The sequence below is a fragment of the Bifidobacterium sp. ESL1133 genome (genome assembly GCF_058107325.1).
Genome location: NZ_JBYLUI010000003.1, coordinates 215,688 through 235,498, shown reverse-complemented (window position 1 = coordinate 235,498; position 19,811 = coordinate 215,688). Strand labels below are relative to the sequence as shown.

Annotated in this window: 13 protein-coding genes; 8 read left to right on the top strand and 5 right to left on the bottom strand. The window is 56.8% G+C overall.

Annotated features, from left to right (window positions below; translation table 11 throughout):
• The first annotated feature begins 7 nt into the window (after nt 1–7).
• From AC3B5A_RS04545 to AC3B5A_RS04535, 3 genes are all read left to right on the top strand, one after another.
• The gene (locus AC3B5A_RS04545; protein WP_489760592.1) at nt 8–577 is read left to right on the top strand and encodes a MarR family winged helix-turn-helix transcriptional regulator; all 570 of its coding nucleotides are present in this window, start codon (nt 8–10) and stop codon (nt 575–577) included.
• A 274-nt stretch (nt 578–851) separates the two neighbouring features.
• On the top strand, nt 852–2,708 hold the full coding sequence (locus tag AC3B5A_RS04540) for an ABC transporter ATP-binding protein (protein WP_489760593.1): 1,857 nt from the start codon (nt 852–854) through the stop codon (nt 2,706–2,708).
• Nucleotides 2,709–2,734: 26 nt separating this feature from the next.
• Nucleotides 2,735–4,555, top strand: coding sequence for an ABC transporter ATP-binding protein (locus AC3B5A_RS04535; RefSeq protein ID WP_489760594.1), 1,821 nt, complete (start codon nt 2,735–2,737; stop codon nt 4,553–4,555).
• Between the two features lie 145 nt (nt 4,556–4,700).
• Here the strand turns inward: AC3B5A_RS04535 and AC3B5A_RS04530 are convergent, their stop codons facing one another.
• The 5 genes from AC3B5A_RS04530 to AC3B5A_RS04510 form a co-directional block, all read right to left on the bottom strand.
• Nucleotides 4,701–6,989: a YhgE/Pip family protein gene (locus tag AC3B5A_RS04530; protein ID WP_489799201.1), complete on the bottom strand. Its 2,289-nt coding sequence runs from the start codon at nt 6,987–6,989 to the stop codon at nt 4,701–4,703.
• Nucleotides 6,986–9,589 carry a YhgE/Pip domain-containing protein gene (locus AC3B5A_RS04525; protein WP_489799199.1) on the bottom strand — a complete coding sequence of 868 codons (2,604 nt, stop codon included), beginning with the start codon at nt 9,587–9,589 and terminating at the stop codon, nt 6,986–6,988. Before AC3B5A_RS04525 ends, AC3B5A_RS04530 begins: the two co-directional genes overlap by 4 nt.
• A gap of 1,388 nt (nt 9,590–10,977) precedes the next feature.
• Nucleotides 10,978–13,137: a class 1b ribonucleoside-diphosphate reductase subunit alpha gene (gene nrdE / locus AC3B5A_RS04520; RefSeq protein WP_489799276.1), complete on the bottom strand. Its 2,160-nt coding sequence runs from the start codon at nt 13,135–13,137 to the stop codon at nt 10,978–10,980.
• A gap of 239 nt (nt 13,138–13,376) precedes the next feature.
• Nucleotides 13,377–13,904: a class Ib ribonucleoside-diphosphate reductase assembly flavoprotein NrdI gene (gene nrdI / locus AC3B5A_RS04515; RefSeq protein WP_489760601.1), complete on the bottom strand. Its 528-nt coding sequence runs from the start codon at nt 13,902–13,904 to the stop codon at nt 13,377–13,379.
• A 1-nt stretch (nt 13,905) separates the two neighbouring features.
• Nucleotides 13,906–14,181 (bottom strand): glutaredoxin domain-containing protein, encoded by a 276-nt coding sequence (locus AC3B5A_RS04510; RefSeq protein ID WP_489799197.1) that lies wholly within the window; start codon nt 14,179–14,181, stop codon nt 13,906–13,908.
• A 375-nt stretch (nt 14,182–14,556) separates the two neighbouring features.
• Here AC3B5A_RS04510 and AC3B5A_RS04505 point away from each other — a divergent pair, with 375 nt between their 5' ends.
• From AC3B5A_RS04505 to AC3B5A_RS04485, 5 genes are all read left to right on the top strand, one after another.
• On the top strand, nt 14,557–16,299 hold the full coding sequence (locus tag AC3B5A_RS04505; protein ID WP_489799196.1) for an MFS transporter: 1,743 nt from the start codon (nt 14,557–14,559) through the stop codon (nt 16,297–16,299).
• Nucleotides 16,300–16,527: 228 nt separating this feature from the next.
• A complete protein-coding gene (locus AC3B5A_RS04500) occupies nt 16,528–16,968 on the top strand; it encodes a PadR family transcriptional regulator (protein WP_489799194.1) in 441 nt (146 codons plus the stop codon).
• Between the two features lie 58 nt (nt 16,969–17,026).
• Nucleotides 17,027–17,956, top strand: coding sequence for an HAAS signaling domain-containing protein (locus tag AC3B5A_RS04495; RefSeq protein WP_489760605.1), 930 nt, complete (start codon nt 17,027–17,029; stop codon nt 17,954–17,956).
• Between the two features lie 58 nt (nt 17,957–18,014).
• A complete protein-coding gene (locus AC3B5A_RS04490) occupies nt 18,015–18,821 on the top strand; it encodes an ATP-binding cassette domain-containing protein (protein ID WP_489799192.1) in 807 nt (268 codons plus the stop codon).
• The gene (locus tag AC3B5A_RS04485; protein ID WP_489760607.1) at nt 18,818–19,597 is read left to right on the top strand and encodes a hypothetical protein; all 780 of its coding nucleotides are present in this window, start codon (nt 18,818–18,820) and stop codon (nt 19,595–19,597) included. The genes AC3B5A_RS04490 and AC3B5A_RS04485 overlap by 4 nt, the downstream gene beginning before the upstream one ends.
• The last annotated feature ends 214 nt before the right edge of the window (nt 19,598–19,811 follow it).

Genomic DNA, 19,811 nt, shown 5'->3' with positions numbered 1-19,811 from the left:
TTCACGCATGGAAGGATTCGAACAAGAGGCGCTCCGTGCGCTTCATGACAGTCTGCATCATCAAAGGTCGGCGATGTGGCATGAGCTGGATCGCTCGAACCGCGGCGGACCTTTTGTACTGCATCACCTGCTTCGGCATGGCACATCCACCCCGTCCGCACTTGCTGCGGCGCTTCATGCCAGCTCCGGTCGTATTTCGGCCTTGCTGGGTTCATTGGAGAAGAAAGGGTTGGTCACTCGTTGCATTGATTCGAAGGATCGGCGCAATATTCTGGTCTCGTTGACGCAACAAGGGCAGATTGAAGCCAAGAGTGCCAATGACGAGATTAGTTCGGTGACGCGCTGGGTGTTCTCTCAGATGGGGGAGCGGCGTACGCGAGAATTCGTCGATTTGGTCGAGGAGTTCATGACCTATATGTCGGTGTGTAAGCCGGGTGAGCCTAGGCCGAGTCGTGAAGTGGTTGCGCATGCGTTCGATGAGCGTGCTCGTAAGCGAGTCGATGCTCGGGGCGATGACGGCGCAATCGCGGCCGTTGGTGATGACTGTAGTGTGGACTGGCAAAGTCAGGTAGCATAACGGTTTGCTGTTTTGGGCGGACAGGGCATATACGCCCTGCGGAGAACGTCTGATCTCTGTCAGTGATACAGAGTACATTATCAATCACTACACTAAATAGTTAACACTAGAAGATATTTAAGGGTACTCGGTAAGCGAACCCGTATCCAGCAAGTCAAGCCACTGACTATGTGGCTCGGCTGTTGCGGGATGACATAAGGCAATGGCATACACGTTTTGCACAGATGCCATTGGTGAACATGCCGCGCGCAACATAAGAAAGAAAGGGGAACCAATGCTTCGCATTAGCAAATACCTCTCCAAAACGGAGATAGGGCAGCTATTGCTGGGTCTCGCGTTCATGGTCGGGCAGATTTTCTTCGATCTGAAGCTGCCTGACTACATGTCTCAGGTCACCACTTTGGTGGAGACCCCAGGCAGTGAGATGTCGGAGATCTGGAAAGAAGGCGGCAAGATGCTGCTCATATCGCTCGGTTCGCTTGTATGCGCCGTGGCGGTGGGCTACTTCTTGGCCCGCGTGGGAGCTTCGTTCAGCCAGCGTCTGCGCTCGCTCGAGTTCCGTAAAGTGGAATCCTTTGGTCCCGCCGAAATGGACAAATTCTCCACAGCAAGCCTTATCACCCGCTCTACCAACGATGTAACGCAGATTCAGATGTTCATCACCATGGGTGTGCTCATGATTTTCAAGGCTCCCATCCAAGCGGTGTGGGCCGTGTGCAAGATCTTGGGCAAGGGTGACGAATGGACTTGGGCCACTGGTATCGCCACTGTGGCCATGCTGGTGTTCATGGTGATCATCATGGCGCTCGTTGTCCCCAAGTTCCGCTCCATGCAGAAGCTCACCGACAACATCAACCAGGTGGCGCGCGAGAATCTGACTGGTCTGCGCGTGGTGCGTGCTTACAATGCCGAGAACTACCAGGAGAACAAGTTCGATAAGGCCAACAAAGACCTGACCGATACCCAGCTCTTCACCACCCGCACCATGTCCATCATGATGCCCGTCATGAACACCGTCATGAACGGTTTGGGTCTGGCCATCTACTGGATCGGCGCCTACCTCATCAAGGATGCCGGTGCCACCAGCAAGCTGGGTGTCTTCTCCAACATGATCGTGTTCTCCAGCTACTCCATGCAGGTGGTTATGGCCTTCCTGCTGGTGAGCATGGTCTTCGTGCTCTGGCCGCGTGCGGATGTGTCGGCTCAGCGTGTCATGGAAGTGCTTGACACCGAGCCGAGCGTGGAGTCCGGCACTGCCATTTCCGGCAAGGAAGGGCAGAACGGTACGGTGGAATTCAAGAACGTGCAGTTCACTTATCCCGGCGCACGCAAGCCTATGCTTGAAGGCATCTCCTTCAAGGCGGAAAAGGGTCAGACAGTCGCCTTCATCGGTGCTACAGGTTCCGGCAAGACCTCGCTGGTCAACCTCGTGCCTCGCTTCTATGACGCCACGCAAGGCCAAGTGTTGGTTGACGGCGTGGATGTGAAGGATTGGGATACCGAAGCGTTGCGCGCCCGCTTGGGCTATGTGCCTCAGCAGTCGGTGATGTTCAAGGGCACCGTGGCATCCAACGTAAGTTACGGATCCAAGGCCGAGCGTACCGAGGTAGTGGAGTTGGCAGATACTTCCAATGCCAAGGGGCGTAAGCGTGAAGCTGAGCTTATCGCGCAGAGTTCCAAGAATGTGGGGCTTACCGAGCAGCAGCTCGACGATGTACGCAAGGCTGGCCAGGTGGCTCAGGCCGACGAGTTCGTGGGACGTATGGACGGCACATGGGAGGCTCCCATCGCTCAGTCGGGTTCCAACGTCTCTGGCGGGCAGAAGCAGCGTCTGTCCATTGCGCGAGCCGTGTACCGCAAGCCCGAAGTGCTTATCTTCGACGATTCGTTCAGCGCTCTGGACTTCAAGACCGACCGCGCTGTGCGGGATGCCCTGAAAGAAAAGGCTGCCGGAACGACCAAGCTCATCGTGGCCCAGCGTATCGGCACGATTATGGACGCCGACACCATCGTGGTGCTTGACGACGGCAAGGTGGCGGGCATCGGCACGCACCGGGAGTTGTTGGACAATTGCGAACTCTATAAGGAAATTGCGCAGTCCCAGCTCAGCCCCGACGAGCTGGCAGCCTGAAGCACGAGTAAGTAAGGAGGAACGAAATGCCAAGAAGAATGCGCAGGACGGTAGAGAAACCGTCCGATTTCAGCGGCGTGATGATGAAACTCGTACGCTACTGCAAGAAGTACATACCGGCGGTCGTCATCGCCTTGGTTTTGGGAACCGCTGGCACCATCTGCCAGATCATCGGCCCCGACAAGCTCAAGGACATGACCAACGAGATTCAGAAAGGTCTGCCGGCTCTGGTGAACGGCAAGCCGGTGCTCGGCTCCATCGATATGGGTGCGGTCACCAAGATTGCCTGGACGCTGGTTGCCCTGTATTTGGCCTACGCCTTGCTGGGATATGTACAGAGCTGGATGATGGCTACCGTCACCCAGCGCACTGCCCAGAATCTGCGTGGTGACATCTCCAAGAAGATCAACAAGCTGCCGCTGAGCTACTTCGACAAGACCAGCTACGGCGACGTGCTCTCCCGCATCACCAACGATGTGGATGCCATCGGCCAGACGCTCGGCCAGTCCCTCGGCTCGCTCATTACCTCGGTGACCCTGTTTGTTGGCGCATTGGTTATGATGTTTGCCAACAACGTGATCATGACGCTTTGCGCCATTGTGACGGCACTGATCGGTGGTGTGCTCATGCTGGTGGTCATGAAGGTCTCGCAGAAGTACTTTACCCGCCAGCAGATTGCTTTGGGCGATGTGAACGGCCATGTCGAAGAGATGTACGCCGGCCACACCATCGTCAAGGCCTACAACGGTGAGGCGGACTCCATCCGTCAGTTCGAGAAGTACAACAACGACCTTTACGATTCTGCGTGGAAGAGCCAGTTCCTTTCGGGCCTCATGAACCCGATGATGAACTTCATTGGCAACCTGGGCTACGTGGTCGTGTGCATCGTGGGTGCTTCGCTCGCGCTCAATGGCAAGATTGAGTTCGGTGTGATTGTGGCCTTCATGATGTATGTACGCCTCTTCACTCAGCCGCTGTCTCAGTTCGCGCAGGCCTTCCAGAACCTGCAGCGTTGCGCCGCCGCCTCCGAGCGCGTCTTCGACTTCCTTGAGGAGCCTGAGATGAGCGACGAGAGCGCTAAGGCTGAGCTGCTCGGTAAGGATGAGCGCGTACGCGGTGACGTGGAGTTCCAGGATGTCAACTTCGGCTATGTGCCGGGCAAGACCATTATCAACGACTTCTCCGCCTCGGTGAAGGCTGGTCAGAAGGTCGCCATTGTTGGTCCCACGGGTGCCGGCAAGACCACTATGGTCAATCTGCTCATGCGCTTCTACGACATCAACAGTGGTTCCATGTCGATTGACGGCATCGATACCGCCAAGGTCACGCGAGCCAATGTGCACGACCAGTTCTCCATGGTGCTGCAAGACACTTGGGTGTTCCATGGCACAGTCAAGGAGAACATTGCGTACTCGAAGAAGGGCGTGAGCGACAAGCAGATCGAGGATGCATGCAAGGCTGTGGGACTGGATAGCTACATCCAATCCCTGCCGCAAGGCTACGATACGGTGCTCAATGAGAGTTCATCGCTCTCTCAAGGCCAGAAGCAGCTTATGACCATCGCACGCGCGATGGTGCAGGATGCGCCGATTCTGATTCTCGACGAGGCCACCAGCTCGGTGGACACCCGCACCGAGGAACTCATTCAGAAGGCCATGGATCAGCTTACGGTTGGTCGCACCAGCTTCGTGATCGCGCACCGCCTCTCCACCATCAAGGACGCTGACATGATCCTGGTGATGAACCACGGCGATGTGATTGAGCGCGGCAACCACGAGGAACTGCTGAAGAAGGGCGGCTTCTACGCCGACCTCTACAACAGCCAGTTCTCCCAGCTCGCGGCATAGTTTACAACGCAGATAACGGGCGGGTGCGCTTCCAATGGTTGAGTTGGAAGCGCACCCGCCCGTTTTATGTTAGCTGAGTCGACGATATCGTGCCCCGGTAATCGCTGTTTTGCGGCTATTTCATCTCCGCAACCGCTGTAGCGCATCAAATCAGCTTGGTGCGCTCGGCTCCCTTATTGAACCATGTATTCAGCTTCGTCGGTTTCGGTGTGACCAGTCCGATAACAAGTGCTACGGAGGCAAAGATAAGCAGTATACCCAGCTCTTTGAAGTAATCCCCGTCGTATATGCCCGCTATAGCGGCACGAGCAGCCTGAATGGAGTGAGTTGCCGGCAGGAACGGATTGACTGCACTCACGAACTTCGGCAGCACCTGTAGGGGGTACGATCCAGAAGATCCGGAAACCTGCATGACAAGAATGATGACCGACACTGCTTTGCCGATGGTGCCGAAGCAGGCAACCAGAGTGTAAATAATGAAGGCGTACACCAGTCCCGAAACCCAGGCGGAGAACATGAACAGCAACGGGTGAACGGCGTGAACTCGCAGGAACAGCAGTGTGCCGGCGGACGATGCCGTACTCTGCATCAGCGATATCAGTGCGAAAATGCCGAACCTGCCGAGGAAGAGTTGGTAGGATTTCGGCTCATCGAACAGTGTACCGGCCTGATCGACCGTCAGACTGGCCGTCTTATCAAGGTCGTTATCGCGGTCTCGGCGTGCTTGTTTTGCGCGAACATGCGCCCAATGCCAACCGGTGCGTTCCTGAGCCAGTTGACGCTTGGTTTTACGTGAAACTGTGGTTTGCAGCGTCAATGCCATGAGCAGCGACCCTACCCACAGCGGGATGAACGTGTAGAACGGTGTGAGTGATGTGCCGAAATTCTCTACAGGGTAGACGGCATTGCGTTCGAGCTCAACGGGAGCGGCCAGCGTTCCGGACAGCTGTTCGGTATCGCCGCTCAGCAGTTTCTTCACTTGACTCATGTCGTCGCTGTTCAGCGCCTGAACCAGTTTGGTGTTGAAGTCAGAGAGGCGGTCGCTGGCTGTGATGAGCGATTGTGAGATTTCGTTCAGCTGCTGCTGTGTGGAAGTGAGCTTGCCGGCGGCCTTCCCGGTGGTGGAATCGAGGGTGTCCAGATTGTCGTCAAGTGTTCCCGCGCTCTGTCCCAGAATCGTGTTGACCTGGCTCAATGTACCTGAAATCTTCTTGATTTGAGGCTTTAGGGTATCGCTCAGATTGGTGTTGAGCTCAGTGATGTTGTTTTGCGCCTGTTTGGTGAGCGTGATGATTTCATCATGCTGTTTTTGCGCGTCGGCGTTGGTGCTGGCCAACGAGTTGGCTGTGCGCTCAAGCGAGTGCTGCAAGTCGTTCTGCTGATCGATGACAGCATCCAAGGCGGCGAGCACAGCATGTAAGCCGGCGGGATCGTCGGTGTGCAGGGCCGCCAGAGCGGTGCGGACTTGTTGGTATTGCCCAACCTGTTTGCCCACCAGCCCAGCTTGCTTGCGCAGGCTCTCTGAGAGGTCACCGGCCATTTTCCCAGTGGAAGCAAACGCCTGGTCCACGTTGTTGCGCACAGCGGTGTAGCTGGATGTGCTCGCGCTGAGCGCATTGGTTGTTGCTGCTGTTGCGAGATCAAGCGCGCTAGTTGCATCTTTGACATTTAAACCGGTGCCGCTGAGCTGCTTTGATGCGTGTTTTGCATCGCTGTTGGCAGTGTGAAGCAGCTGATTCGAATCTTCCAACAGCCCGGTGGTGGCGGTGGTGAGTGAACCGTAAGCGTGCACATTGGCTGCAGCTTGGGTGAGTTGGGTTGAAAAGTCGGTGATATTGGTGCTGAACGAACTCATGCGCTGCTTGGCTTGCGGCTCGTTCATTTCGTCGATCAGACCCGAGGCCACTGCGAGCGCGGCGGTAGTGATGGTCTGCGAGAACATCTGGTTTACCTGCTTGGCAATGCTGTCGGCGCCCTGACCGGTCACCTTGGATGCCACTGCGTTCTTTTTCTCGTTCGTGTAATAGCCAAGTGTGGCGTGTTTGGCTCCGGGAGAGAACAGCGTCATCATGGTCTTGCTGAAATCGGATGGAATAATCACCGCTGCGTAGTATTCGCCGGACTTTGTGCCTTCGATGGCTTCGTCTTTGCTGGTGAACGTCCAGTCCAATTGGCTGTTCTCATGCAGCTGACTGACCACCTGATCGCCCACGGAGATTTTGATGGGCACCAAATCGCTTTTGTAGCCCTTGTCCGTGTTGGCTACGGCAAATTTCAGGTTTCGAGTGTTGCCGAACGGATCCCAGCTGGCTGTCACGTTGAACCAGGTGAACAGCGGCGGAATGACCACGAGACCGATCATGATGATAATGGAGACGACGTTGGAGGTCATTCTGCGTACATCGCCAGTGAACAGTTTCCACATGGTCCTCATTGTGCGTCTCCTTCCTGCGTTTGCGGCACGGCTCTCTCGGTTGTTTTCCCGTGCGGCCTGCGACGCTTGGATTTGTGGTAATCGTTGATCATCTCGCGCACATCCCGCTCGTCCAGCGAGCCCAAACGCACTTGGCGCATCAAGCTGTCACGCATCACCTCCACGGTGAGCAAGAAGATGATGACAAGCAGGAACCACACGATCCAGGCCACCAGCACAAACACCTTGGTGCTGGTGGTGAGCGAGAAGACCAGCGCCAGCACGGCCGGTATCACGAGGCCTACGGCCAATCCACCATGAATGAGCTTGGGGTACAGACGAACGAAACGCTTGGCCTGCTCGGTTATGGACTCGCGGTACTCTTCGTTGTCCGCCAGCGCCCGCACTGCCTGGGACAGCGGATACTCGTTAGGTTTATGCAGCGGGGTCTCTGAAACGATGATGTCGCTGGCCTTGAGTTCGCGGTCGACCAGTTGCGCCACGTTGCCCATCAGCGGTTTCAGAGCCATGCCCGCCACGAAGAACAGCACGCCGAACAGTAGCAACTTGCCCATGTTGATGCCCCAATCGTAGCGGTAGAACCCGCCGATGGTCTCGCGCAAAGCGTTGATGGAATAGGTGAAGGGGAAGAAAGGATACATCGCGTGGAAGAATCCCGGTACCATGTCGATAGGGTACAGGCCGGAAGTGCCGGGGATCTGTACAATCAGCAGCCCCACGCACAGCGCCTTGCCCACATGCATGAACGTGGTGGAAAGCGCGTAGGTGATGCTCACATACACTAGGGAGGCCAGCACGGCGGTCAGGATGAAGATGGGTGCACTCTGGCACTGCACGCCGATGATGAGCTCGCCCAGTACCGTGACGACGGCTTGCATCACGCCGATAAGAGCGAGCAACATCCATCTTCCGTAGTACCGTTCCGCCGATGTGAGCCCTTCAATCTCATCGTCGTCCACCTCCAGCTTGAGCAGCACCACCAGCATGAACGCGCCCACCCACAATGTCAGATTGGTGAACAACGGCGCCATTCCCGAGCCGTATGTCTTGACCGGATACACCACTTTGGTGTCGAGCACGGTTGGTGAAAGCATCAATGAAGCGACCTTGGCGGTGTCGAGCTCGCCGTTCGAGCCGGTGACTTTGCCGAGCAGCCCGCTTCCCTCAAGTGTGGACGAAGCGCTTATCGCCTGAATGTCGGTGATGAGCGTGCCCAGCTGGTTGTATATGGTGTCCAGTCCTGAACTGGTACCATCGAGCGCACTCTCGGCATTGGCGACCGCTCTGTCGAGCTCGTCAAGCACCAGCGTGGATTGCGAGATAAGGGAACGTTGTGATTCCAGGCCTGAGCCGACCTGTGATGCGCTTGACGCCAGTGAGTTCAACCCTGTGCTGAGTTTGGGCAGAGCGCCCGACATGAGCGCTCGGCGTGCTTTGCTGGTTTGGTCGAGCGTGGTCTGCGCGGCGGTGGTGATGCTGTTTGCGGTATTCTGCGTGTCGGTGAGAGCTGTGCCGCTGTCGGTGTTCAGTTTGGTGAGCGCATTGATTGAATCGTTCAACTGTGCGTTCTGCTGCCTGAGTGTGGAGACGAGGGTGCTGCCGTTGGGCAGGTTGAGGCTTTCCAACTGCGAGATGAGTTGGGTGTTGTTGGCCACGATGGTTTTGGCGCTCGCCAGTGACGATGACACGGTACTGTTGGCAACGTTCAGCCCGCCTGCCACCGAGTTGACCGCCATATTCCCTTTCTGCGTGGCGTTGGAGAGCAAGTTTGCGCTTTCGTCGAGTGTGGAGCCGGCATGTGCGGAGAAGTCGTTGAGCGCTTGCTGTGAATCGGTGATGGTGGTGGATGTTTGCTTGAGATCTTTGCCGGCCTGAGCGCCTTGTCGGCTCAACTTTGCCAAACTGCCCCTTGCCTTAGTGGTGTTGGAAGGGACGGCATCCAGGTGGGTCTTGAGGTCGGCAATATCGTTATGCAGCGCAGTCACGGTGCTCCGCACATGGGTCAGATCGTCAATGGTTTGTGCTGTGGCGGTATTGCTCGCCTGTGAGATGCTGCTGTTGGCATTGTTGAGTGTATCTGAAACCACTTTGCTGACAGTGGATACAAAGGTTTCATTGACTTGGGTTTCCACGGTAGAGGCACCGGTGTCGGTCATGCGCGGGGCGAGGGCGTTGGCTTTCTCGTTCACGTAATATTCGAGTTTAGGGCGGTTTTCCTTGCCGGCGACCACGCCTGCCATGCGTGAGCTGAAATCTTTGGGAATGATGATGGCGGCGTAGCTTTCGCTTGATTCCACCCTACACAAGGCTTCGTCTTCATCGGCGAAATTCCATCCCAGCTGATGGTTGGCTTTCAACTGGCTGGTGATTTGTTTCCCCAAGTTCATGCTGCCGGTGAGTGGTGAAGAAGTGCCGCGGTCATTGTTAGCCACGGTTACATTGATGCCGTTGGTGTTGCCGTACGGGTTCCAGAATCCGGCGATGTTGAACCATGCATAGAGCGGAGGGATGAACACAAGCCCGAATAAGATAATCCAGGCCGCCGGAACCTTGAGCATACGCTTTAAGTCCCGGCGCACCACCGCAAATGCGCGCCTCATACTGGCCTCCAACCTTCAGTGCCAACTCTTCAGTGCCAACTTGTTGAGCGTCCTCGGTCACCTTAACATGTGGGCTGGGAGGGATACGGCGCACGACTGCTGAGAAGCTGTTCTTTTTGCTTGCGGCACAATTGTTGGGGTAGAGGGCGGTCATTGCCAAGACGCGGGCATCGGTTTGTCGCGCGTGAGTGTCGGTTTGGTCGCGTAAGGCAGAGCAATCGCAACTGAACCGACGCTAAACGTTCATGAGCGTCGGTTTTGTTGCGTTGGTGGGGTGATTGCGTCTAAACCGTTGCTGGGCATGTATGGGCCGTCAGTTTGGTTGCGTGAGGCAGAAGCAATCGTAACTGAACCGTCGTTAAACGTGTGTGAGTGTCGGCTTTATTGCGTGAGGCAGAGCAATCGCAACTAAACCGACGCTAAACTTTCATGAGCGTCGGCTTTGCTGCGTTGGGTATGGTGGCTGCGGCTAAACCGTCGCTGAGCGTGTATGAGCGTCGGTTTCGTAGCGCGTGGCATGGTAAAAGCAACCAAGCCGTCGCTTGCCGGCGCTCAGCGTCGGTTTTGTTGCTTTGGATGCGTTGTGCGCAATAGAACCGTCGTTTACGTGTATTCAGCGTCGGTTCTGTTGCGTGCTGCGGGGTGATTGCGGCTAAACCGTCGCTGAATGTTGATGGGTGTCGGTTTGGTTGCGTTAGGTGGGGGCGGTTGCGGTTAAAGCGTCGTTGAGTGTGCGCGGGAGTCGGTTCTGTTGCGTAAGGCAGAGTAATTGCGACTGAACCGACGCTGGACGTGTATGAGCGGCGGCTTTGTAGCGGTCAGTGCGTTGTGCGCGTCAGAAGCGTCGCTTGCTGATGAGGGAATCGAGTGTTTTCATATATGTGTAGCTCGCTCATTACTTGGGATATGGGAACTAAACGTGGCTTAATTGGGTGATATGGCGTTGGGAGAATCGTGCTGAAAAGATGTTGCGCTGAGAAATGCTGTGCTGATAGGTTCGTGTTGAAAGATGCTGAGCGGGAGGTTCGTCTTGAGAGGTCTTGCACTGAGAAATGTTGCACTGAGGGATGCTGTGCTGAGACATTCGTGTTGGGAGATCTTGCGTTGATAAATGGCGTGTTGAGGGATGTTGCGTTGGGAGAATCGTGCTAAAAGATGTTACGCGGGAGGTTTGTGTTGAGGAATGGTGCGCTGAGAAATTCGTGTTGAGAAATGGTGTGTTGAAAGGTGCCGTGCTGAAGAACGTGTTGATACTAGATTGGCCCTGTGCCAACCCAATAAGGTTGTCACAGGGCCAATTGTAGTTCAGCTCATACTGCAGGCGTTACCACGCCATTCGGCGCATACTTGGAAATCCACTGTGCAGTATGGGCTTCTACTGAAGAGCCTTACAGCTGGCAGCTGACGCAGCCTTCGATTTCCGTGCCTTCCAGCGCCTGCTGGCGGATGCGGATGTAGTAGAGCGTCTTGATGCCCTTGCGCCAAGCGTAGATCTGCGCCTTGTTCAGGTCGCGGGTCGTCACTTCGGCAGGGAAGAAGAGCGTCAGGCTCAGGCCCTGATCGACGTGCTGAGTGGCCTCGGCGTACGTGTCGATGGTCTTCTTCCAACCGACCTCATAGGCATCCTCGTAGTAGTCGAGGTTGTCGTTGGTCATGTAGGGAGCCGGGTAGTAGACGCGACCCACCTTGCCTTCCTTGCGGATCTCGATCTTCGAGGCGATCGGGTGAATCGAGCTCGTGGAGTGGTTGATGTAGGAGATCGAACCGGTGGGCGGCACGGCCTGCAGGTACTCGTTGTAGATGCCGTCGCGCAGAATCTCGTCACGCAGCTGCTCCCAGTCAGAGACTGTAGGAATGGCGATGCCGAAACGCTCGAAGAGATCCTTGATGGCCTGCGTGCGCGGTTCAAGCGAACGGCTGCCATCGGTGTACTTGTCGAAGTAGTTGCCGGCACCTGCAGGCTTGGCGTAATCGGACTTGTCGAAAGTGGCGAACTTGGTGTTGCGCTCCACTGCCAGGCTGTGAGAAGCCTTGTAGGCGTGGAAGGCCACCGTCATGAAGTACATGTCGGTGAAGTCCAGTGCCTCTTCGCTGCCGTAGTGCATGTGCTCGCGTGCCAGGAAGCCGTGCAGGTTCATCTGACCCAGACCGATGGCGTGGCCTTCGTCGTTGCCGCGCTTGATGGACGGCACAGAGTCGATGTGAGTCTGGTCTGAAACCGAGGTGAGTGCGCGGATGGCTGCCTCGACCGGATCTGCCAAGCCGCCGTCCATCGCCTTGGCGATGTTGAGGGAACCGAGGTTGCAGGAGATGTCGCGGCCGATGTGGTCGTAGCTCAGGTCGTCGTTGTAGGTGCTGGGTTCCTGGACCTGCAGAATCTCGGAGCACAGGTTGCTCATGGTGACGCGGCCGTCAATGGGGTTGGCCTTGTTGACCGTGTCTTCGAAGAGAATGTATGGGTAACCGGACTCGAACTGCACCTCGCCCAGGGTCATGAAGAACTCACGGGCATCGATGTAGGTCTTGTGGATCTCGTCGTTGGCGAGCATCTCGTCATACTTCTCGGTCACGGAGATGTCGGCGAATGGCTTGCCGTACACGCGCTCCACGTCGTAGGGGGAGAAGAGCGCCATCTTCTCTTTGCGCTTGGCCAGCTCGAACGTGATGTCGGGGATGACCACGCCAAGAGCCAGGGACTTGATGCGAATCTTCTCATCGGCGTTCTCGCGCTTGGTGTCAAGGAAACGCAGGATGTCGGGGTGGTGAGCGTTGAGGTACACTGCACCGGCGCCTTGGCGTGCGCCCAGCTGGTTGGCGTAGGAGAAGGAATCCTCAAGCAGCTTCATGACGGGCACAATGCCGCTGGACTGGTTCTCGATGTGCTTGATGGGGGCGCCCTGTTCACGCAGGTTGGTGAGCAGAAGTGCCACACCACCGCCGCGCTTGCTCAGCTGCAGCGCGGAGTTGATGCCGCGTGAGATGGATTCCATATTGTCTTCCACTCGCACCAGGAAGCAGCTTACCGGCTCACCGCGCTGCGCCTTGCCCAAGTTCAGGAAGGTGGGGGTGGCGGGCTGGAAGCGACCGGAGATGATCTCGTCTGCGTACTTGATGGCTGCGTCTTCATCGCCGGCGGCGAGTTCGAGTGCCACGGCGCCGCTGCGCTGGGGGAAGTCCTCGAGATACTGCTTGCCGTCAAAGGTCTTCAACGCGTAGGAGCGGTAGAACTTGAAGGCACCAAGGAAGGTTTCGAACTCGAAGCCCAAGGAGTCGATGTGCTGGTAGAACTTGTCGAGGAACTCTGCGGAGTACTGGTCGAAGACGGCCTTGTTGTAATACAGGTTGTCTTCGAGGTATTTGATGCGCTCGGCCGTGGAGGCAAAGTGCATGGTGTTGGGCTCCACGTGGCTCTCGATGTAGGCGCGCTCGGCTTCCACGTCGGCATCAAACTGAATCTGACCGTTCTCGTCGTAGAGGTTCAGCATCGCGTTGAGCGAGTGGTAGTCGTGCTCCGGGTCGAACGCCTCGGCTTCGCTGGTGTTGTCCATGTCCAGCGCGCTGTCGTTGATGGCCATTGGTTGGTGTTCCCTTTCGGTGTGTGGCGCCGGAATGGTCCGGCGGCCCTGATTGTGAATCGATATTGAAATATTGGTGGCGGTTTGCGCGTTTCAAGGGTACGCGTCCGCTCTGCGCGGCTTGGCTCACCGCGAATTTTGGTGCATTGCCGCAGTGTCAAGTACTGGCGCAGCGTGCCTGCGTTGATGCATCTTGCGCTTGCGCGGCGCGGTTATTGTTCGTTCTTCTGCGCCTGCAGGAAGAAGTCTTTGACGCCTTCACGCACCTGGCGGTGGTCGTCTGGCGTGCCGAGCAGCTCGAAGTTGTACATGAACGGCACGTGGCACTTACGGGAGATGATGTCTCCCGCTGCGCAGAACGCATCGGCAAAGTTGCGATTGCCGGAGGAAATGACGCCACGAATGAAGCTGCGGTTCTCGTGCCCATTCAGGAACTTGCGGATTTGCGGCAGTATCGCCTTGGCGATGTTGCCTCCGCCGTACGTGGGCACAATAAGAATATATGGCTCGCGCACTTCCAGCGGCGCTTCTTTGGGGCGCAGCGGGATGCGGTACACATTGATGCCCTCGTCGGGGAATCCGCAGGCTTCCACGAACCGTGCCGTGTTGCCGGAGGTTGACGAGAAGTAGACAACCGAGCCGATGTGCTCGCCCTGTGCGGGATGTTCCGGTGCACTGGGAGAGACGGATGCCGTGGAATCAATCTCCGCTGCAGTGGCTGCTTGGTTGTCTTGCGTCATGTCAGGCCAGCACTTCCTCAGCTTGTTTGTTGGTAGTGGAGGACTGTTCGGTCCCGTCGCCGAGCTCGCGGATGAGGTCTGGGCGGTAACCGCTCCATGAGGCGTTGGGCGTGATGACGATGGGCGCCTGCTGATAGCCCGCTTCGATAAGCTGCTTGAGCGTTTCCGGGTTCTCTGCCAGGTTGACGGTCTCGAACGCAATGTTCTGACGCTTCATCTGGCGCATGGTGGCCATGCATTGCGGGCAATGCGGTTTGGAAAATACGGTTACAGTCATCGTGGCCTCCATGGTTTGTTCTTGCTTTATCGTGTTCAAGTACATAGCCTACACGGGTGGGCTTCCAAAGAAAACACTGTTTGTAGTGTCGTGTCGCACCGTCGAACACTACATATAGTGGCGTAATCCAAGGTTCCCTAGTGCCTGCGCGGAAAATCCAAGTTAGGTGAAACTGGTCTAATGTAGCAGAGGTCACACTACGAATTTTAGATGCCTAAAAAGGGGTGGCATAAATAGACAAACGGGGCTATAGAGTTTGCTGAGAGCGGGTATTGCTCCGCCGCTTGCGGTCTGCGGTGCCGTCGTATAGGCTCGAGAGGTTAAGGCACCGATTTTTACCGTGTGTGCTGCAGAGGAGAAATGGATTGAGGCATGATGAGTGATGGTATACAGCCCTCTGAGGGTGCGAAAATCAAAGAAACGCCAAAGGATGACGCTCAGCCGGCTCCGTGGAACGCGCTATGGGTGCTGGCGCTTGGGTTGGCAATGATTGTGCTGGACAGTTCCATTGTCAATGTGGCCATGCCTACCATGATTCGTGAGATTCACATCGATCTGACTGATGCGCAGTGGGTTACGTCGCTTTATAACATCGTTCTTGCTGCGTTACTGTTGCCGTTCGGTAAGCTTGGGGATATTCGGGGGCGCAAGACGACGCTGCAGGTGGGCGTGGTGATTTTCGTGTCCGGTTCCATTGCGGCAGCGTGCTCGCATGGCGTGGTGTTGCTGTTGGCGGCGCGTGCGGTGCAGGCTGTTGGTGGCGCGCTTGTTATGCCGTCCACTCTTTCGACGGTTTCTGCGTCGTTCCGCGGTAAAAATCGGGCTATTGCGTTTGGTGTGTGGGGTTCGGTGATGAGCGCTGCCGCGGCTGTGGGGCCGCTGCTTGGTGGTTTGTTTACTTCCACCATTGGCTGGCGCTGGATATTCTTGGTGAACCTGCCGTTGGGTCTTATTGTCTTTATTGGCGCCATTTTCTTTGTGCCGCAGACCGGTGGCGTGGCTCGTCGCCCTGCGCCTGCCGGCACTGCTGCGGTCGCTGCGGGTGGCACTGGTGGTGACGCTCAGGAGGGCACAAGTAAGCAACGTTTTGCGGATCCGGCGGGAGTGGCTCTTTCTGCGCTGGGGGCGGCGTTCCTCATCTTTGGTCTCATCGAAGGCGAAACGTATGGATGGTGGAAACCAGTCGGCAAGTTTTCCATTGGTGGCTTCGAATGGGGTCAATCGTGGCCGGTTTCGGTCATCCCTATCTGCATCGTTCTGGGCGTGCTCTTCTTCGCTCTGTTCATCCATACCGAAAACGGTCGCGCCGCCAAGGGTAAGCCGGTCATGCTTGATCTGACGCTCTTCCGTATCCCTACGTTCAGCTTGGGCAACATTGCCGCTTGTGCTATTGCTGCCGGTCAGTTCGCGGTCATCTTTGTGCTGCCTCTCTATCTCATCAATGCGCGTGGCTTGGGGATGATGGCCACCGGCGCTCTGGTGGCGAGCATGGGGCTGGGATCCATTGTTTCCGGCGCGTTGGCGCGTGCTTTCACGAAGAAGCTTGGCGCGGCGGGAACGGTGCAGCTGGGGTTGGTGTTGGAGACGCTTGGTGTGGCAGGCACGCTGGTGTTGATGAATCCTGGGGTACCGGTGCTTGCGATGCTGGTGTCTATGTTGCTTTATGGCTTTGGATTGGGCTTGGCTTCGGCGCAGTTGACGAGTCTTGTGCTTTCGGGTGTGCCTGTGGCGCAGTCGGGAGAAGGATCGGCTACGCAGTCCATGGTGCGGCAGCTGGGTACGGGTGTGGGCTCGGCGGTGGCCGGTGCCGTGCTGGCCATTGCCATCGGTCGCATTGTGCCGGCCAAGCTTGTGGCGATATCTGGTCTTCCGGCCGGTGCGGTGATTGGGCTTACTGCTTCACTCAGCGACTCGGCTGGTTCGGTGATTCCGGGCATTGCCGCGCAGGGTACGCATGGCCGTCTCGGGTCTCTTGGGCCGCAGGTGGTTGAGGAGTTGCGTAGCGGTTTCATTGAGGCAGGGCAGTGGACGTTGGTGTCGTCGATAGTGATGCTGCTGATTGGTCTGCTTGCTTCGGTATGGATTGCGCGTGCGGTAAAGCGTGGTGCAGAGCGCTAAATGCTGTACTGAACTTTATGGGGCTGCCGCCGCGCCGAGCGATTCGGTGTGGCGGCAGCCCTGTATGGGAAGTGGAACGTAATCGTCACGTGTGTGGGTGATGGTGTGGGTGGCGAGGGTTTGAAATATTTTCCGGAGGGGCGGCTTGCGTACATATACTATGTAATATATAGTATATGCTATTGTGTAGTATGAAAAGGCGACGAGAGTCGTTGAAAGCAGGGAAATGTGGATTCGCAGTTGAAACATGGTCTTATCGAGGCGTGCGTGCTTGCCGTGGTACGCAGGCAAGAATCGTATGGGTATGAAATAGTCAAACGCTTGCCGGAATCCTTGGGCATGACAGAATCCACACTGTATCCGGTGCTGCGTCGTCTCGCCTCTGACGGTCTTGTTTCTCAGCGTTCCGCTCAGCATAATGGCAGATTGCGGCGCTACTACAGCATCACGCCATCGGGCGTCGAACGTATTGCGCGATTTTTGGAGAGTCGCTCCCAAGTGCGTGCCGTCTATGACTTTGTGCAAGCCGGTGGCGCGCTCGCTGGCATGCAGGATGAGAGTGGTGCCGACGGTGAGCTTCAGGCCTCTGTAGCGGCGGTTGAACATCGCAGGGAACAAGCGGCTGGCAGCGATGACGCTCGCACTCCGTATTCGCTTGATAAGAGGTGAGGGCATGCATGTGCAACGGGAAATGGGGCTTGGTGGTGCTTGTGTCTCAAACGGAAATATGGGCACGAAAGATGAATTAGGCCAGCCGCGCACCAAACGTGAATACTTGGGGCGACTCAACCGGGCGTTACGTCGTTGCCCTAGGCGAGAGCGGCGAGATGCGCTCAGATATTACGACGAGATTATCAGTGACCTGTGTGAGTCTTCCCTCAATGTGCAGCCGAACCCGTCGTTGTTGCCCGGAGATGCGCCGTCTGCTGTGGTACCGCTGCCGCGCGGGGCTGCGTTGGCTGAGGCCGAAATCATTGCGGGCATGGAATCTCCGGAGGCTGCTGCGGCCTCTATTATTGCCGAGTTGCCGGTAGTCCCGCGAACGCTATCGTGGGGTGCTCGCCTGAGCGATCCGGTTTTCTGGGTGCTGCTGGTGCTTGCTTCGCCCTTCTGGGCGTCGGCTCTTTTCTCGGTTGTGGCGCTGGGTTTATGCGTGTATGTCTTGATCTGGATGGTCGCACTGCTGGTGTGGAGCGTACTGGTTTCAGGGTTCGCTGCTGGATTGTTCGGCATTGCCGCTGCGGTGTGGGGGCTGTTTCGTGGGAACGTTGTCTTCATGCTGATGATGCTGGGTGCGGGCTTGACATTGCTGGCATTGACGGCGCTGTTTGTGTCCCCCGTACTCTCGGTTACCGTGTTCTTTGCGAGGATTTCCTGGCAGGTGGTGCAGCGAATATTGATGCTGTTCATCAAGCGCGGGGATGGGGATGCGCTGCGACATGACGGATCTCGGCGTCAAGGAGACAACCGGGACAAGAAGCGGCGCCGTTGGTCTATGACGCGCCGGGAATGGTTGAGGGCCGCTGTGTTGCTGACGGTCGGCATCGCGGTCTTTCTTATCGGTTTTGCGCTGGCCGGGTTTGACATCACTGCACTCAATCAGCGTCTTCCTTTTGGTGAGATCAACATAGCGAATGCAATATCCGCCAGGCGGTAACGCGGTAACGCAGTAGGGCGGTAACGCAGTAAGGCATACGTATATATTAGGGGTGATCATGGGTGCACATCGTATTGATAGCGAGGACCTAGTCAGATTCGAGAATTTCTCGGTGCGCTACGGCAGGCGTGTGGTTGTGGACGTGCCGAACGCAAGTTTCTCGTTGCAGCGGCCGGACGTCGGGCAAAACGCTCGTAATGGTTATGCTTCCTGCGCTTCGACCACAAGCGCAGGCAAGACTCCTTCAACGGGCGGCGCCAATGTCATCGGCTTGTTCGGCCCCAACGGTGCAGGTAAGACAACGCTTATCAGAGTGCTCGCCGGCATGTCGAACCGGTTCTCCGGCACGTTAAGTGCTCCGGCATCTGCCAGCATCGCCTATGTTCCGGATGCACCGTACCTGTATCCTTTCCTCTCGGCGGCCTCATGCATACGCCAGTTTGTGCGGCGGTATGAGGATTTCGATGAGGCCAAAGCACATCGTTTGGTGCGTTGGCTGAAGTTGCCGCTCGACCGTCCGATCGGCACATTCTCGAAAGGCCAGTGCGAACAGTTGCACTTGGTGCTGTCGTTTGCGCGCCGTTGCCCGCTGTATGTGTTGGACGAGCCGCTTGCTGCCGTGGACCCGTATACGCGAGACAAGCTGCTGGAGGTGATAGTCCAAGCGGCGGGCGATGGTGCGACCATTCTTATGAGCACGCACATCATTGCGGAAGTGGAATCGGTGTTTTCCAAAGTCATCATGATTGAGGGCGGTCACATCATAGCCAGTGGTCCGGTGGAGACGTTCCGTGCTCAATCCGGCAGTCTGGAACAGGCGTTTAAGGACCATATGAGTCACTATGAGGTTGAGGAGCGGTCATGATTGCCGAGGTGTTGATTCAGCTGCGCCGGTATGTGGCGCCATCACTTGGTGCCATTGCGGTGCTGCTGGCATGTGATGTGGTGAACGTGGCGGCGAACGGTCAAATGGTGGCGGTTTCAGTGGCGAGCATGGTGCGCATGGTGGACTGGTGTGTGCTGTTTTGTTTCTTTGCGTGGGAGTTGTACCGTTATGCCAATGGGGGCAATGATTATTTCCTGTTGACGCTTCCGCAAGGGCCGTTGGCAGGTCTTGACGTCAAAGTGGGTGCGTATGCAGTGATACTGCTGGCAGCCACACTTGTCGAGTTTCCCTTCACTTGGCATGCGTTGTCGTCCAGTGGCGTTGAAACATCTGCGGTTCCGGGTGTGGCTTGCTACGATTTGGGGTCGCGGCTGCTGGGTATTGCTGCGGCATTGGGCATGGTGGCTGTGGTGTCGTGTGTGGCGGCCGTATTCCGGTCGCCAGTGGTCTCTGCAGTGGCGGCGCTGTTGATGTATGTGGGGTTCAGTGTGATTCAGGGGTGTGTGGTTCTGCTGCCGGCGGTGCGTTCAAACGGAGTTGACTTTGCGATTGGCGTGAATTCTGAGTTTGCGGGGGCGAGTCAGTTTGTCAATATTCTGCCGGTAATGGTTTGGGATGGGTCTGCTTCAACGACGGTGACGGCGCAAAGTACGGTGCGGGCGGCCCCTGTGATTGCCAATGTGGTGGTGCTGATCCTGGCGCTCGCTGGCCGCCGGTTCGTAGTGCCTCGGCTGAAATTGAGTTACATCAAATAGTTGCGGGCTGGCGGCTGATTGATGTGCATGGTCCTTGTGGTGGGGTCGATGTCATCAGTCGGAGTACAACGCACCCAAACCATGGGTGGTCCTTGTGGCTGATTCACGTGCGGACGATGGTTGCGTGGGGGGGCTGTGGTCTGCAGATCTCCTGATATGCAAGATGCCTGACCCAAGTGCAGCACTCGGTCAGGCATCTTGTGAATTTCCTATG

Bases quoted from the DNA above. Each gene is read 5' to 3' on its own strand.
- nrdI (WP_489760601.1), bottom strand. From the start codon at position 13,904: ATGACGCAAGACAACCAAGCAGCCACTGCAGCGGAGATTGATTCCACG.
- AC3B5A_RS04510 (WP_489799197.1), bottom strand. From the start codon at position 14,181: ATGACTGTAACCGTATTTTCCAAACCGCATTGCCCGCAATGCATGGCC.
- AC3B5A_RS04505 (WP_489799196.1), top strand. From the start codon at position 14,557: ATGAGTGATGGTATACAGCCCTCTGAGGGTGCGAAAATCAAAGAAACG.
- AC3B5A_RS04540 (WP_489760593.1), top strand. From the start codon at position 852: ATGCTTCGCATTAGCAAATACCTCTCCAAAACGGAGATAGGGCAGCTA.
- AC3B5A_RS04485 (WP_489760607.1), top strand. From the start codon at position 18,818: ATGATTGCCGAGGTGTTGATTCAGCTGCGCCGGTATGTGGCGCCATCA.
- AC3B5A_RS04490 (WP_489799192.1), top strand. From the start codon at position 18,015: ATGGGTGCACATCGTATTGATAGCGAGGACCTAGTCAGATTCGAGAAT.
- AC3B5A_RS04495 (WP_489760605.1), top strand. From the start codon at position 17,027: ATGGGCACGAAAGATGAATTAGGCCAGCCGCGCACCAAACGTGAATAC.
- nrdE (WP_489799276.1), bottom strand. From the start codon at position 13,137: ATGGACAACACCAGCGAAGCCGAGGCGTTCGACCCGGAGCACGACTAC.
- AC3B5A_RS04535 (WP_489760594.1), top strand. From the start codon at position 2,735: ATGCCAAGAAGAATGCGCAGGACGGTAGAGAAACCGTCCGATTTCAGC.
- AC3B5A_RS04525 (WP_489799199.1), bottom strand. From the start codon at position 9,589: ATGAGGCGCGCATTTGCGGTGGTGCGCCGGGACTTAAAGCGTATGCTC.
- AC3B5A_RS04545 (WP_489760592.1), top strand. From the start codon at position 8: ATGGAAGGATTCGAACAAGAGGCGCTCCGTGCGCTTCATGACAGTCTG.
- AC3B5A_RS04530 (WP_489799201.1), bottom strand. From the start codon at position 6,989: ATGAGGACCATGTGGAAACTGTTCACTGGCGATGTACGCAGAATGACC.